The organism is Pseudomonas sp. GW821-FHT09A09, assembly GCF_059418405.1.
Window position 1 is genome coordinate 116,772 of sequence record NZ_JBWKPU010000009.1, and the last position, 15,009, is coordinate 131,780.

At 61.9% G+C, this 15,009-nt stretch carries 14 protein-coding genes; 4 read left to right on the forward strand and 10 right to left on the reverse strand.

The window, feature by feature from the left end; all coding sequences use genetic code 11:
* The gene (locus AC07OV_RS10290; protein ID WP_176996660.1) at positions 1 to 1,191 is read right to left on the reverse strand and encodes a KamA family radical SAM protein; all 1,191 of its coding nucleotides are present in this window, start codon (positions 1,189 to 1,191) and stop codon (positions 1 to 3) included.
* Between the two features lie 135 nt (positions 1,192 to 1,326).
* On the opposite strand from AC07OV_RS10290, the gene AC07OV_RS10295 reads away from it, so the two are divergent.
* Positions 1,327 to 2,730, forward strand: coding sequence for an aminotransferase-like domain-containing protein (locus AC07OV_RS10295; RefSeq protein WP_494997310.1), 1,404 nt, complete (start codon positions 1,327 to 1,329; stop codon positions 2,728 to 2,730).
* Between the two features lie 17 nt (positions 2,731 to 2,747).
* On the opposite strand, the gene creC is transcribed toward AC07OV_RS10295, so the two are convergent.
* The 3 genes from creC to rloA2 are packed head-to-tail and all read right to left on the reverse strand — an operon-like array spanning position 2,748 to position 5,353.
* A complete protein-coding gene (gene creC, locus AC07OV_RS10300; RefSeq protein ID WP_494997309.1) occupies positions 2,748 to 4,175 on the reverse strand; it encodes a two-component system sensor histidine kinase CreC in 1,428 nt (475 codons plus the stop codon).
* Positions 4,175 to 4,843 carry a two-component system response regulator CreB gene (gene creB, locus AC07OV_RS10305; RefSeq protein ID WP_495092169.1) on the reverse strand — a complete coding sequence of 223 codons (669 nt, stop codon included), beginning with the start codon at positions 4,841 to 4,843 and terminating at the stop codon, positions 4,175 to 4,177. Before creB ends, creC begins: the two co-directional genes overlap by 1 nt.
* A gap of 9 nt (positions 4,844 to 4,852) precedes the next feature.
* Positions 4,853 to 5,353: a retropepsin-like aspartic peptidase RloA2 gene (gene rloA2 / locus AC07OV_RS10310; protein WP_176996664.1), complete on the reverse strand. Its 501-nt coding sequence runs from the start codon at positions 5,351 to 5,353 to the stop codon at positions 4,853 to 4,855.
* A gap of 174 nt (positions 5,354 to 5,527) precedes the next feature.
* Between rloA2 and yihG the strand changes: the two genes are divergently transcribed.
* Entirely contained in the window at positions 5,528 to 6,415 is an 888-nt protein-coding gene (gene yihG, locus AC07OV_RS10315) for a 1-acylglycerol-3-phosphate O-acyltransferase, YihG family (RefSeq protein ID WP_176996665.1), read from the forward strand.
* Here yihG and AC07OV_RS10320 read toward each other — a convergent pair.
* Positions 6,412 to 6,981 carry a DUF2780 domain-containing protein gene (locus AC07OV_RS10320; protein WP_176996666.1) on the reverse strand — a complete coding sequence of 190 codons (570 nt, stop codon included), beginning with the start codon at positions 6,979 to 6,981 and terminating at the stop codon, positions 6,412 to 6,414. The genes yihG and AC07OV_RS10320 overlap by 4 nt on opposite strands.
* A gap of 152 nt (positions 6,982 to 7,133) precedes the next feature.
* On the opposite strand from AC07OV_RS10320, the gene AC07OV_RS10325 reads away from it, so the two are divergent.
* Both AC07OV_RS10325 and AC07OV_RS10330 read left to right on the forward strand, forming a co-directional pair.
* Positions 7,134 to 7,760 carry a sigma-70 family RNA polymerase sigma factor gene (locus AC07OV_RS10325; protein WP_494997307.1) on the forward strand — a complete coding sequence of 209 codons (627 nt, stop codon included), beginning with the start codon at positions 7,134 to 7,136 and terminating at the stop codon, positions 7,758 to 7,760.
* Positions 7,757 to 8,434 (forward strand): anti-sigma factor, encoded by a 678-nt coding sequence (locus AC07OV_RS10330; protein WP_495092170.1) that lies wholly within the window; start codon positions 7,757 to 7,759, stop codon positions 8,432 to 8,434. The genes AC07OV_RS10325 and AC07OV_RS10330 overlap by 4 nt, the downstream gene beginning before the upstream one ends.
* A 128-nt stretch (positions 8,435 to 8,562) precedes the next feature.
* On the opposite strand, the gene fdhA is transcribed toward AC07OV_RS10330, so the two are convergent.
* The 5 genes from fdhA to AC07OV_RS10355 form a co-directional block, all read right to left on the reverse strand.
* Complete coding sequence (fdhA, locus tag AC07OV_RS10335; RefSeq protein WP_016972852.1) at positions 8,563 to 9,762, reverse strand: formaldehyde dehydrogenase, glutathione-independent; 1,200 nt, start codon at positions 9,760 to 9,762, stop codon at positions 8,563 to 8,565.
* Between the two features lie 185 nt (positions 9,763 to 9,947).
* A complete protein-coding gene (purU, locus tag AC07OV_RS10340) occupies positions 9,948 to 10,805 on the reverse strand; it encodes a formyltetrahydrofolate deformylase (RefSeq protein ID WP_495092171.1) in 858 nt (285 codons plus the stop codon).
* A gap of 124 nt (positions 10,806 to 10,929) precedes the next feature.
* On the reverse strand, positions 10,930 to 11,562 hold the full coding sequence (locus AC07OV_RS10345) for a sarcosine oxidase subunit gamma (protein ID WP_176996669.1): 633 nt from the start codon (positions 11,560 to 11,562) through the stop codon (positions 10,930 to 10,932).
* A 124-nt stretch (positions 11,563 to 11,686) separates the two neighbouring features.
* Complete coding sequence (locus AC07OV_RS10350) at positions 11,687 to 14,704, reverse strand: sarcosine oxidase subunit alpha (protein ID WP_176996670.1); 3,018 nt, start codon at positions 14,702 to 14,704, stop codon at positions 11,687 to 11,689.
* Positions 14,701 to 15,003 (reverse strand): sarcosine oxidase subunit delta, encoded by a 303-nt coding sequence (locus AC07OV_RS10355; protein WP_010207083.1) that lies wholly within the window; start codon positions 15,001 to 15,003, stop codon positions 14,701 to 14,703. The genes AC07OV_RS10350 and AC07OV_RS10355 overlap by 4 nt, the downstream gene beginning before the upstream one ends.
* Between the last annotated feature and the right edge of the window lie 6 nt (positions 15,004 to 15,009).

Here is a 15,009-nt window from a genome sequence, read left to right on the forward strand (position 1 = left end):
TCATTCCGGAAAAGTGCAGGGCTGGCCTTGCCAGTTGGTGTACTGCAGGTATTCACCGTCGCTGCGTCGCTGCAGGGTCGGCAGACCGTTCAGCAGATCCAGCGGCACGGTGTATTTGCCGGTTTTGTGAGGCAGTACGTATTCAGGCACGGCGATGTTCGACAGCCTGCGCTTCATCCGGCTGACCAAGGCCACGGCGTCGCTGATGTCGGTACGAAAGGCCTGGGAACCGGGTGAGAACGGCATGAAGTGATACAAGTAGTGCGGCTGGATGCCGTGCCGGTAGAGGGTCAGGCACAGCTCGGCCATCGTGTCGTAGTCGTCGTTGATGCCACTGAGCAATGGGATGTTGGCGAATAGGATCGGGCACACGCTGCGCAGGCGCTTGGCAGCTTGCAGGAAGTCTTCCGTGACTTCCCGGGGGTGGACGATATGCAAGCCTATGGCAGTGACGTCGTGCCGCCCGAGGACCTCCACGAGTTGATCAGTAATACGGTACGGGTTGAAGGTCAGCGCACGGGTGTGCAGGCGGATGATCAGGTTGGGGCGTATCGCTCGCAGGTCGCCAAGGTAGCCGTCCAGGTGTTTGTCAGAATGCATCAACGGCTCGCCGCCACTGAGGATCACTTCATCGAGCTGCGGGTTCTGACGGATGTAGTCGAGCGTATCGAGCCAGTCCTGCTTGCGCATTGAGCTTTTAACGGTCTGTTTTTCCAGGGTGCGCAAGGCTTCGTAGCAGAACTGGCAATACGCGTGGCAGACATTGGCCAGGCGCAGAATGACCCGGTTGTCGTACTTGTGCTGGCAGATCGGCGTGACCATTTCGTCGGGCAATTCCCAGTTTTCCGACTCGCCGTCGTAGCCCAGGGCCTCGGCGGCAGGGGTGCTGTTCCAATCGGGAATCAATTGACGCCAAAAGGGGTCATCTGTCAGGGGGCGCCGATGCTGATCAACCTTGATCAGACCCAGGGTGTAAGGGGTTACCGTAAGTTTGCGGTCTTCCAGATGCTGGCCAATACGCTGCAGCCAACCATCCTGTGCCAACCCCGGAAAGTAGCCCAGCAGTTCATCAAGCTTGGTCACCGCATTGCGCTGTTGCCATTTCCAGTCGCTCCAGTTGTCCAGGTCGGTCACGGCCAAGGGCTGACTGTTGCGGGGTGCCAATACCGACGGTGACAAAACGTGCGTCATCACTATTCCTCCTGAATTAAGCTGACAGTCCGTCAGGCTTACTCCAGAAATCCCGGCAACCCAAAAACAGTGCTGGTCCTGCTGTAATAACTGTTAGAAGATTTGCCCTAACACTTCATGGTCAGGGTCACAGGGATGGAACTCATACTAGACCGCTCACCAAAGATTGCCGTCATCGAACAGTTGGTGAGTGCCATCAAGGAGGCTATCGGGCGTGGCGAGATCAAGCCCGGGCAGCGTTTGCCGTCCATTCGCGAGCTCAGCGCCAGGCACGACCTGAGCTTCCATACCGTCGTCAGCGCTTACGAGCGCCTGGAAATCAATGGGTGGATCAGCGCCAGCCAAGGCCGTGGTTTTTTCGTCGAGGCCCAGGCGAGCAAACCACCGGCGCCTGCCCAGATGGCGCCCCTGGAAGCCATTGACCGAGGAAACTTGAACGCCTTCTGGCGGATTTTCCATGGCGATGCCTACAGCATGAAACTGGGCTGCGGCTGGCTGCCGCCGGCGTGGCGCGACACGCAAGCCCTGGCGAGGATCATCCGCCGTACGGCCAACTTCGCCCACAGTTCGCTGATCGAATACGGCGATCCACTCGGTCATTTGCCGCTGCGTCAGAACCTGGCCCAACACCTGCACAACAGGCTGGCCCTAACGGTCAACCCCGATCAGGTGCTGACCACCCTCGGCGCCACCCAGGCGCTGGACCTGGTGATTCGCAAACTTATCGAGCCCGGCGATTGCGTACTGGTGGACGACCCCTGCAACAGTAACCTGGTGCAACTGCTGGCCCTGCGCGGTGCCACGGTGGTCGGCGTCGCGCGGCTGCCTGACGGCCCGGATATCGAAGCACTGGAAAAAACCCTGGCCAGCCGAACCGTGAAAGCGTTCTTCATCAACTCGCAATTTCACAACCCCACCGGCTCATCGCTGAGCCCGCATAGGGCTTTCCAGATTTTGCAGCTGGCTTATCAGTACGATCTGCTGCTGGTGGAAGATGACGTTTACGGCGACCTGACCGGCGAACACGGCACGCGGCTGGCGACCCTCGACGGCTTGCGCAAAGTGATCTACATCAGCAGCTTTTCCAAGACACTCTCGGCCAGCCTAAGGGTGGGCTATTTGGTGGCACCGCCCCACCTGATTGCAGCGTTGGCCGACTTGAAACTGCTGACCAGCGTCGCCGTGCCGAGCTTCTGCGAGCGCTTTCTCAGCACGATCCTGTCGGACGGTATTTACGAGCGGCACTTGAACCTGGTTCAACGCAAATTGCAGACCCACCAGGCGATCGCTCAAGCGAGTTTCCAACGCTGGGGCTGGGAGATCTTCCACCTGCCCGATGGCGGGTTGTTTCTCTGGATACGCCACCCCGAACTGACTCAAACCGATGACTTCCTTGAACGCGCCTACAAGCAGGGCATCCTGCTGGCGCCCGGCCAGTTGTTCGACGCCAATGGTCTCAAGAGCCCCTGGTTGCGCATCAACGTCGCACACCTGGACCCGGCCAAAGCCCAGCGGCTGTTCCAGAAGCCTTTCGGTTGAGTCATGCAGACCTCTGCTCAGTCGACGTCAGGCAACCACAGCACCACACGCACGCCGCCGGCAACGTTGCCGATGTGCAGGCCACCGTTATGCAACTGCATCACTTCTTGCACGAAGTTCAATCCCAGCCCAGTGCTCTTGCGCCCGCTCACCGGCCGTGGCAACGAGTAGAAACGCTCGCTCAAGCGCGGTAGTGCATAGTCGGGAATCGGCTCAGCCTGGTTGAACAGGCTCACCTCAATCTTGTTATCCCGGCGCTGCGCCGAGAAGCGCAGCGTGCCGCCAGGGGGCGTGAAATCCAGCGCATTTTCCAGCAGATTGCCGAGGGCCTGTTGCAGCAGAAAGGGCTCGCCAAACAGCTGTACATCCGCGGCGATCCCTTGTTCCACTTGCAAGTCGAAACGCTGGATCCGCGCACATTGAGCGTTGAGGACTTTGTCCACCAAGGCTGCCAGCGGCACCGCCACTTGCTCTTCCAGGCCCTGACGTTGCTCGACCTGCGCCAGGTTCAGCAGGCGCTCGATCAACTGCTGCAGGCGCGCACTTTCGCTGTCGATGTTGCCGACAAAACGCTGCTGCTGCTCGCGGCTCATATCGCCCTGCAACAGCTCCGCCGCGCCACGAATCGCCGCCAGCGGGCTTTTCAGTTCGTGGGTCAGGGTGTGCACGTAATGTTCGACGTAGGCCTTGCCCTCCAGCTGCGTGCGCATGTGCTCCACAGCCGTGGACAGCTGCTTCAACTCGCCGCCCCGGTAATGGGGCAACTCGGCACGCCGGCCTTCGCTGACGGCCTCTGCGTACGCCGTGAGCCGACGCAGCGCCACGCTCAGCCACCATGACAGCAACGCACCGAGCAACAGACCGAGAATCACCAACCCGGCGCCGTACCACAGCAGGCGGCGCTCGGTTCGGTCCACATAGGGCTGCAGCGAGCTGTTGGGCTTGGCCACGGTGACCACACCGATGATCTGGCCGTTGTCGCGGATCGGCGCGCCCACGTGCATCACCGACGACGCCGGGTCGTCCAGTTCGCTGCGGGTGGAACGGGCGCCGTACTCGCCGCGCAGGGTCAGGTACACGTCGTTCCACTTGGAATAGTCCTGGCCTACGGCTTCACCCGTGGAGTCGAGCAACACGGTACCTTTAGCGTCAGTCACGTAGATACGGTGGTTGACCTGGTTCTTCGGCAAGCCCCAGATGGTCGCGCCGGGCTGACGGTTGCCGTAGGCCTTGAGCAGTTCAGGCCAGTGGCTTTGGCCGAGGGTGCCGTTTTTTACGTCATCGCGCAGGATCTCGGCCAACAGGTTGGCGGTGTCCACCAGGGTTTCTTCGGTGGACTGGCGCACGCCCGGGCGGATTTCCTTCATCACCGTGCTGAGCACAAAGTAGCCGGTGAGGCCGATAAACAGCGCGTACACCAGGAAGATCCGCAGCCCCAGGCGCATCAGCTGTTGCTCGGGCTGTAGCTGTAACCGAGGCCGCGGTGGGTCTGGATCGGCTCGGCATCGGCCGCCACGCTCCGCAGTTTGCTGCGCAGGCTCTTGATATGGCTGTCGATATTGCGCTCATAACCGGCATCCGCCGCCACGCCCACCGCATCGAGCAATTGCTCGCGGCTGAACACCCGCTCGGGTTGTTCCAGCAAGCTCTGCAACAAACGGAATTCATGCCGTGTGAGGCTCAACGGCTGGCCGCGATAGGCGATCTGCATGCGTTCCAGATCAACCTGGAACACCGTAGGCGCAGTGCCCGGGCCGATGCGTTTGAGGATCGCCCTGACCCGCGCTGTAACCTCCCGAGGGCTGAACGGCTTGACCACATAATCGTCGGCGCCAATCTCCAGCCCCACCACGCGGTCGATCTCGCCATCCCGCGCGCTGAGGAACATCACCGGCACTTCACTGAACCGGCGCAGTTGCTTGCAGGTTTCAAATCCCGTGATGTCGGGCAGGCCGATGTCGAGGATGATCAGGTCGGCCGGCGTCTGGCGCTGATGGGCCAGCGCTTCCTGGCCGAGGCTCAGCCAGGTGGTGGTGAAGCCATCGCCTTGCAGGGCAAAAATCAGCGTGTCGGCGATGGCCGCTTCGTCTTCGACAATCAGGATATGCGGCATGGTGGTCCGTCAGCAGTCCGGTTTGTCAGCAGTGTAACGACGGGCCGGGTTTACCGCTGCACCGAATTCACGCAGGGCCTTGGCGCCAATCAGCAGCGGGTAGTTGAAACTGCTGCGGTCGGTGAGGTTGACCTCGACGGTGCGCTTGACGTTGCCCAGGCACATTTCCAGGTCGATCACCGGGCGCTTGGCCACGGTGGCTTCGTCCTTGTCGTCGTCTTCATCGGCGCGGCTCTTGATCTTGCTGATGCGCGACACCTTGTGTTCGTAGACTTTGTCACTCGCGTCCTTGCCGCCGAGGCGGAAACGCACCCAGTCGTCCCCGTCACGCTGGAAGGTTTCGATGTTGCGGGCCGACAGCGAGGCGGTCAGCGCGCCGGTGTCCATCTTGGCCTTGAAGGTTTGGCCGATCTCCGGCAGTTGGATGTATTCATAGCGACCGTAGAGGGTCGGTTCGGCGGCCATGACGGGCAAGGCAACCAGGGCAAAGGCGGCAAGGAGCAGTTTCACGAAGTGATTTCCTCGGAAAGAAGTAGGCGGATTCTAGACCGCAAAAGCGCCGGTAAGTTAGCTCGCTGGCAGCATACCCGGCACATTGTGAAACATTCGCCGGGCGATTTGCGATTTGGCCTCTAGACTCACCTCTCTTATGATGGCCCGCCCACCGGACACCAAGAGTTGCTTATGCGCCGCCTGCTCACCGGCTGTTTCGTCACACTGCTGCTATTGCTCAACACCCTGGTCCTCTTCGGACCGTTGATGGTGTTTGCCCTGCTCAAGCTGATCGCCCCCGGCCGCTTGCGCGACTACATGTCCTGGGCGGTGATGTGGATCGCCGAGACCTGGGCCGAGATCGACAAGCTGATCTTCTCGCTGTGCATCCCGACCCAATGGGACATTCGCGGCGGCGATGACCTGCGCGGTGACACCTCCTACCTGGTGATCAGCAACCACCAATCCTGGGTGGACATCCCGGCACTGATCCAGACCCTCAACCGCCGTACCCCCTTCTTCAAATTCTTCCTGAAAAAAGAACTGATCTGGGTGCCCTTCCTCGGGCTGGCGTGGTGGGCGCTGGACTACCCCTTCATGAAGCGCTACACCAAGGCCTTCCTGGCCAAGCACCCGGAACTGGCCGGGCAGGATCTGAAAATCACTAAAGAAGCCTGCGAGCTGTTCAAGCGCCAGCCGGTGACAGTGGTCAATTACCTGGAAGGCACGCGGTTCAGCGAAGCCAAGCGCAAACAGCAGGAGTCACCCTTTGCCCGGTTGCTCAAGCCCAAGGCGGGCGGCGTGGCGTTTGTACTGGCGGCGATGGGCGAACAGCTGGACGCGATCCTCGACGTCACCGTGGTGTATCCACAGGAGAAGATTCCGGGTTTCTGGGACTTGATCAGCGGCGCCGTGCCGAAGGTGATCATCGATATCCGCACCCGTGAGCTGGACCCGGCGTTGTGGCAGGGGGATTACGAGAATGATCCGGCATTTCGCCAGACTGTCCAGAACTGGGTGAACCAGCTCTGGATGGAGAAGGACGCGCGCATCGAACAGCTGCGCGCGACAGGACGTTAACCGCCAGTACCCCACGCCTGGGCCAGTTTGCCCAAGACCGAACTGCTGGCACCCTGGCCGCCCAGGTATTGCAGGATCACCGGCGCAAACTGGCCGATCATCCCACTGTCCATGCCCAGCGCGCTGAACGCGGTGTTCAGGTCGCTGGTGTTCTTCACGTTACCCAGCAGGCCATCGAGGCCGCTGGTCTTGCTGCCGCCACTCTGGCCGAGCATCCCGCTCAAGGCGCCGAGGCTGCCCAGGGAGTTGCTCCCCGAGAGTTGATCCAGGCCCGGTACGCTTTTGCCCAGTTGCGAGTAGTCGGTGCTGCTCAGCTGGTTCTTGGCCAGGCCCAGCATGGCGCCGGTGCCGCCCACGGCTTGTTCCGGGGTGACGTTCAATTGCGAGGTCAGGGCGCTCAGCAGGCCGGCGGTCTGGGAGCTGGGCGCCGCTGCTGCCGCCTTGTTGTTGCCCTGGGCGCCGGAGACGGCGTTGGCCACGTCACCGAGGCTGAAACCTGCGGCAAACACCGGGCCAGCGGCCACGCTCAGCAGGCAGGACAGGGCAAAACCGCGTGAAATCTTCATCAAGACAACCTCTGAAAGTAGGAGCTAAAAAGCAGGCGTTTGACTGACAGTTCCAAAGGAATGTTCCCACCTCAAGATTAGTTCAGAAAAAGCTGCATCCGGATTACGTGCTCGCGCGTATAACAGGCATGCACCGCCCGGAGTCGGATGGAATGAATGCAAGAGCTGAACTACCCTCTGCCTACCGTGCGCAGTCCCGTCGCTCTCGTTCGAGTGCTTGGAGAAGCCCTATTTCCATCAACGATGCTGACCCGTTGCGGCCTTTGCTGGCCCAATGCGCCCTGGGCAACCGCCAGGCATTCGAAACCCTTTACCGCAGTGTCTCACCGCGACTGCACGGTGTGGCCTTCCGTTTCATGGGCCGCTCAGACCTGGCCGACGAAGTGCTGCAAGAGGCCTTCGTGCGCATCTGGTACAGCGCCTCGCGCTACGAGGCGCACCTGGCGGCACCGATGACCTGGATGGTCAACATCACCCGCAACCTGGCCATCGACCAACTGCGCAAACGCCGCGAACTGCCACTGGCCGAGGGCCAACAGGACGCGATGCTCGACGACAGCCCCAGCGCCCACGAACAGCTCGACAGCGAGCGTGACGCCCGCGCCCTCAACCGCTGCCTCGACACCCTGGACGGCATGCAACGCCAGTCGATCACCGTGGCTTACTTCCAGGGCCTGTCGTGCTCGGAACTGGCCGAACACCTGGCCGCGCCCCTGGGCTCGGTCAAATCCTGGATTCGTCGCGGCATGGAGCGCCTGCGCAGGTGCCTTGAATCATGAACTACCAGACCACCGCCCTGCGCCGCGCCCTCGCCGCCGACTATGCCATTGGGCTGATGCCGGCCACCGCACGCCGACGTTTTGATGCCCTGTTGCTCGACGATGCCGCGCTGCGGGTCGAACTCGGCCACTGGCAGGACGCCCTCGCCAGCCTGACCGGCGCGCTGCCCGAACGGCCGGTGCCAGAACATGTGTGGGAAGGCATCAAGGCGCGCATCGAACCGCAGGTGCTGCATATGCCGGCGAAGAAACCGTTCTGGATGAGTTTTCGCGTACTGGCTGCCGCATGTGCCGTGGTAGTGGCGCTGTTGGTGGGCGTGCTGTACCAGCGCGATATCGGCCCCGAGTACAGCGCCACACTGGCCAGCGCCAACCAGCAACCGGCGCTGCAGATCCAGGCGTTTGGCGATCATTTGCAAGTGGAGGCGCTGTCACTGGCCGCCGTGGAACCCACGCGCGCCTTGGAACTGTGGGCTATCCCGGCTGGCGGTAAGCCGGTGTCCCTGGGCCTGGTGCCTGTTGCCGACAAAGGTCGAATTCAGTTGAGCAAGGAGCAGCAGGCATTGCTCACCGCCCCGCTAACCCTCGCCGTCAGCCTGGAACCACAGGGCGGCTCGCCCACTGGGCAACCCACCGGCCCCGTGCTGTATCAGGGCCAATTGGCATCACTTTAAGCCGAGCCAAAACACCATGGGAGGGGGCTTGCCCCCGATAGCGGTGTTTCAGCCAACAAATAAGCGACTGACACTACGCCATCGGGGACAAGCCCCCTCCCACATTTGGATTTACGCGTGTTTGAGATTTACGCCGCGCTGAACAGCTTGTGCGGATCGATCACAAACTTCTTCGGCACACCCGCATCGAACTCGCCATAACCACGCGGCGCGTCATCCAGGCTGATCACCTGCACACCCACGATTTCGGCAATGTTGATTCGGTCCCACATGATCGCCTGCATCAACTGGCGGTTGTACTTCATCACCGGGGTCTGGCCGGTGTGGAAGCTGTGGGATTTAGCCCAGCCCAGGCCAAAGCGAATGCTCAGGCTGCCCATCTTCGCGGCGGCATCCACAGCACCCGGGTCTTCGGTCACGTACAGGCCGGGGATACCGATCTTGCCCGCCACACGCACCACGCCCATCAGCGAGTTAAGCACAGTGGCAGGAGCCTCCGCCTTCACGCCTTCGTGACCATGACCACGGGCTTCGAAGCCCACGGCGTCGACCGCGCAATCTACTTCCGGCTCGCCCAGTAGTGCGGCGATCTGTTCGTGCAGCGGGGTGTCCTTGGACAGGTCGGCAATTTCAAAACCCTGGGCCTTGGCGTGGGCCAGGCGCACCGGGTTGACGTCGCCGATGATTACCACCGCCGCACCCAGCAGGCGGGCAGAAGCGGCTGCGGCCAGGCCAACCGGGCCGGCACCGGCGATGTAGACGGTGCTGCCCGGGCCAACGCCGGCCGTCACAGCGCCGTGGTAGCCGGTCGGCAGAATATCGGAGAGGCAGGTCAGGTCGCGGATTTTCTCCATGGCCTTGTCGCGGTCCGGCAGTTTGAGCAGGTTGAAGTCAGCGTACGGCACCAGCACGTACTCGGCTTGGCCACCGGTCCAGTCGCCCATGTCGACATAGCCGTAGGCGCCACCGGCACGGGCCGGGTTGACGGTCAGGCACACGCCGGTGTGTTGTTCCTTGCAGGAGCGGCAACGGCCGCAGGCCACGTTGAACGGCACGGACACCAGGTCGCCGATTTTCAGGTTCTCGACGTCGCTGCCCTTCTCGATCACTTCGCCGGTGATCTCGTGACCGAGCACCAGGCCGGTCTGGGCGGTGGTACGGCCGCGCACCATGTGTTGGTCGGAGCCGCAGATGTTGGTGGAGACCACGCGCAGGATGACGCCGTGCTCAATCTTCCTGCCACGGGGGTCCTGCATTTTGGGATAGTCGATTTTCTGTACTTCGACCTTGCCGTTGCCGAGATACACGACACCACGATTACCAGACATGCTTTCACCTCGCTGTTGTTTTTATGGAACCACGTCGCCCAGGCAGGCGGCGCGTTTAAGTGCTCGGGTACAGATGCTGTTTCTTGTGTTGTTTATTAGGGCCTCATCGCAGGCAAGCCAGCTCCCACATTTGATCGGGTTCACACGGTCAAAAATGTGGGAGCGGGCTTGCCCGCGATAGCGATCTAAAGAACGACCGTGCGATTGGCGTTCAAGAACACCCGCCGCTCAATGTGATACCCCACCGCCCGGGCCAACGTCAGCCCTTCGATATCGCGCCCCTTGGCAATCAAGTCCTCGGGATAGTGGCTGTGATCCACCACCTCCACGCCCTGGGCGATGATCGGGCCTTCATCCAAATCGTTGTTGATGTAATGCGCCGTGGCGCCCACCAGCTTCACGCCCTTGTTGTAGGCCTGGTGATACGGCTTGGCGCCCTTGAACCCCGGCAGCAACGAGTGGTGAATATTGATGGCCTTGCCATCGAGCTTGCGGCACAGCTCCGGCGACAGCACTTGCATGTAGCGCGCAAGGATCACCAATTCGGCGCCGGTGTCTTCCACCACTTGCCACACCTGACGCTCCTGGGACGGTTTATCGTTGGGGTCAAGGGGGAAATGGTAGTAGGGAATCTGGTGCCAGTCGGCCAACGGCTTCAAATCGGGGTGGTTGGACACCACCGCGACCACGTCCATCGACAGTTGGCCGATGCGTTGGCGATACAGCAGGTCGTTCAGGCAGTGATCGGCCTTGGAGACCATGATCACCACTTTTGGCCGGTAGTTCGGCGCCGTCAGTTCGAAGATCATGCCGAAGGCTTCACCCCGCGTGGCCAGGCCATCGTGGAAAGCCTGCTCGTCAAACCCGTCGGGCTGGCGGAACTCCACGCGAATGAAGAACCGACCCGAAAGGCGGTCATCGAACGAATGGTGCTCGGTGACGTAGCAGCCCTGCTCGAACAGGTAGCGGGTGACCGCATCCACCGTGCCGAGCACGCTGGGGCAGTCGGCGGTCAAAATCCATGTGTCGGGTGCGCGGCTCATTGCAAAACACTCCTCAACCATCTGCATGCAACGCAACCTTGTAGGAGCCGGCTTGCCGGCGATGGCGTTCTCAAGACCGCTATCGCCGGCAAGCCAGCTCCCACAATGTCAGCGTTGCGTCATATCAGGCTTCTACGCTCAGGCCGAACTCGGCCGACGCATCCTGCAGCCACAACCACCAGTAGTCCGAGAAACTGCGACGGATCAGCAGCTCCCAGGTGTCTTCGGCCGTGTGGCGGATCACCAGTTGCGACTTGGCGAACACCGTGCCCACCGCCTTGCCCACCGGGAAGTTGTTGGGGTGCACGTCGTAGCTGGTGGACTTCATCAACACATCGCGCACGTTCGGGCCGCGCAGTTCGAGGATCTGCTGGCCGCCACTGACGTTGACGACCTGGATATGCAAATCACCCAGGGCGGCACGCAGGTTTTGCTCGGCGGCAAATTCTTCCCCACTTGGCACGACCAGTAGCCACTCATCCGGGCCGAGCCATTGCAGGCTGGTTTCACCCTTGACGATGACTTGCAGGGCGCCGGGCAATTCGATGCCCAGGGCCTTGTGTACGCCGGCCGCGAAGGCGGCGTCATGGCCGTCGCCACGAATCGTCAGGTGGCCCAAAAGTTTCTTTTCACGCACGGTCACGCCGGCGTTCTTGCGGCCCTTGCCGACCAGGCTGGCGAGATCGGCATGGTGCAGCGACGACTCGGCCTTGGCGCCGGAGGTGGGGCGTTGTTGGTAAACATTGGCTGCTGTCATAGAGCACCTGTTCTAAATTCTGTGCTGTCTGTTCGGGCCTCATCGCGGGCAAGCCCGGCTCCTACAGGGGAATGCATTCCAAATGTGGGAGCTGGCTTGCCTGCGATGCAGGCGACTCGGTCTGTCAGATGTTCTGGCGATCGCCTTTCGGGTCGAAGAACACCGAGGAGACAATCTCCGCCTCGATCACGCTGCCATCCGCTTGCGGTGAGAACACCCGCTCGCCCATGCGCTTCAAGCCGCCCTTCACCACCGCCATCGCGAACGAGTAGCCGAGGGAGTTATGGGCATAGCTTGAGGTGACGTGGCCGACCATCTTCATCGGGATCGTCTGCTTCGGATCGAACACCAGCTGGGCGCCTTCCGGCAGCCACACTTTTGGATCGACCGGCTTCAGGCCCACCAGTTGCTTACGCTCTTCGCGCACGCAGTCTTCACGGTTCATGCCGCGCCAGCCGATCCACGAGAACGGCTTGGTACGGCCGACGCACCAGCCCATGTTCAGGTCGTCCGGGGTCATCGAGCCGTCGGTGTCCTGGCCAACGATGATGAAGCCCTTCTCGGCCCGCAGTACGTGCATGGTCTCGGTGCCGTATGGGGTCAGGTTGTACTTCTTGCCTGCCTCGACGATTTTTTCCAGCACGCCCATGGCGTAGTCGGCCTGCACGTTGACTTCGTACGACAGCTCACCGGTAAACGAGATCCGGAACACGCGCGCCGGTACGCCGCCGACCAGACCTTCCTTCCAGGTCATGAACGGGAAGCCGTCCTTGTCCAGGTCGATGTCGGTCACTTCGCTCAACAGCTTGCGGCTGTTGGGCCCGGACAGGGTCATGGTCGCCCAGTGGTCGGTGACCGAGGTGAAGTACACCTTCAGGTCTGGCCATTCGGTCTGCTGGTAGATTTCCAGCCACTGCAACACGCGAGCCGCGCCGCCGGTGGTAGTGGTCATCAGGAAGTGGTTGTCGGCGATGCAAGCGGTCACGCCGTCATCGAAGACCATGCCGTCTTCCTTGCACATCAGGCCGTAGCGCGCCTTGCCCACGTCGAGCTTGGTCCAGGCGTTGGAGTAGATGCGGTTGAGGAACTCACGCGCATCCGGGCCCTGGATGTCGATCTTGCCGAGGGTGGACGCATCCAGCAGGCCGACGCTGTCGCGCACGGCCAGGCATTCGCGTTTCACCGCAGCGTGCAGGTCTTCACCGTTGCGCGGGAAATACCAAGGGCGCTTCCACTGGCCGACGTCTTCAAACTCGGCGCCGTTCTTCACGTGCCAGGCCTGCAGCGCGGTGTATCGAACCGGCTCGAAGATGTGCCCGCAGTGACGGCCCGCGACCGCACCGAAAGTCACCGGCGTGTAGTTGGGGCGGAACATGGTGGTGCCCATCTGCGGGATGGTCACATTCAGCGAACGGGCAGCAATGGCCAGGCCGTTGACGTTGCCCAGCTTGCCCTGGTCGGTGCCGAAGCCCAGCGCGGTGTAGCGTTTGACGTGCTCGACCGACTCGAAACCTTCGCGGGTCGCCAGTTCGATGGCGGCGGCGGTCACGTCGTTCTGCAGGTCGACAAATTGCTTCGGCGCCCGTGCAGTCGGCTTGTCATGCGGTACCTGGTAGACAGCCAGTGTCGGCTCTTCCAAGCGGCTCAGAGCTTTTGGCAGGGTGCCTTCCACTGGTGCAAACCCGGCTTCGCTGGCCGCGCGCACGCCGCCTTCAAAACCGTCCGCCAGAGAATCACCGAGACCGTAGACGCCGTTGATGCCCCCCACGCACACGCGTTTCTGCGGGGCTTCGCCCGGTACGAAACCGAGGATGTCTTCACGCCAGGTCGGCTTGCCACCCAGGTGCGAAGCCAAGTGAACCACCGGACTGTAACCGCCGGAACTGGCCACCAGGTCGCACTCCAGCCACTCACCAGGGCTGGTGACTTTGTGCGCTTTCACATCAATCGCGGCCACGCGGGCAGCGGTGACGTGTTTGCTGCCACGGGCCTCGATCACGGCGCTGCCGGTGAGGATACGAATGCCTTTGGCACGCGCCTCTTCCACCAAGGCGCCGCGTGGGTTGTGGCGCACATCGGCCACCGCCACCACTTGCAGACCCGCGTCGAGCCAGTCCAGCGCAACACGGTAGGCATGGTCGTTGTTGGTCGACAACACCAGCTTCTTGCCCGGTGCCACGCCGTAGCGGCGCACGTAGGTCGAAACGGCACCGGCCAGCATGTTGCCCGGCACGTCGTTGTTGCCGTACACCAGCGGACGCTCGCACGCGCCGGTGGCCAGCACCACACGCTTGGCCCGTACACGGTGAATACGCTGGCGCACCACACCAATCGGCGCACGGTCACCGAGGTGATCGGTGAGGCGTTCGTGAATGGTCAGGAAGTTATGGTCGTGGTAGCCGTTGACGGTGGCGCGGGGCAGCAGCACCACGTCAGGCAGGGCTTTCAATTCAGCAATCACGCTGGCGACCCATTCCGCAGCCGGCTTGCCGTCGAGGCTTTCGCGGGAATCGAGCAGCGAGCCGCCGAACTCTTCCTGCTCATCGGCGAGGATCACACGGGCACCGCTGCGCGCCGCGGCCAGTGCAGCCGCCAGGCCTGCAGGGCCTGCGCCGACGACCAGCACGTCGCAGTGACGGTTCATGTTGTCGTAGGTGTCCGGGTCGTTCTCGGTCGGCGAACGGCCAAGGCCAGCTGCCTTGCGGATGTACTTCTCGTACGTCATCCAGAACGATTGCGGGTACATGAAGGTTTTGTAGTAGAAACCCGGCGGCATCAGCTTGCCGCCGACCTTGCCGAGAATGCCCATCACGTCATTGTTGACGTTCGGCCAGCCGTTGGTGCTGGTGGCGACCAGGCCTTGGTACAGCGCCTGTTGCGTGGCGCGCACGTTAGGGATCTGGGTGGCTTCGGTGGCGCCGATCTGCAGCACCGCGTTCGGCTCTTCGGCGCCGGCCGCAAAGATGCCGCGAGGGCGCGAGTACTTGAAGCTGCGGCCGATGATGTCGACGCCATTGGCCAGCAGGGCTGCGGCCAGGGTGTCGCCTTCAAAGCCTTTGTAGGTCTGGCCGTTGAAGCTGAAGGTCAGGACTTTATTACGGTCGATCCGGCCACCGTTGGACAGGCGATTGGTCTGGCTCATACCTTCTCTCCAGAGGCCTTGGCGGTGAATTGTGGCTTCTCACCGATCTTGTAGGTTTCAAGAATTTCGTAGGTCAGGGTGTCGCGGGTCGCGTTGAAGTACTGGCGGCAACCGGCAGCGTGAATCCACAGCTCGTGGTGCAGGCCACGGGGGTTGTCGCGAAAGAACATGTAGTCGCCCCACTCTTCATCGGTGCAGGCGTTAGGGTCCAGCGGGCGCGGGATGTGCGCTTGGCCGGACGCGTGGAATTCCTCTTCGGAGCGCAGTTCGCCACAGTGAGGACAGAAGATATGCAACATAGGGAA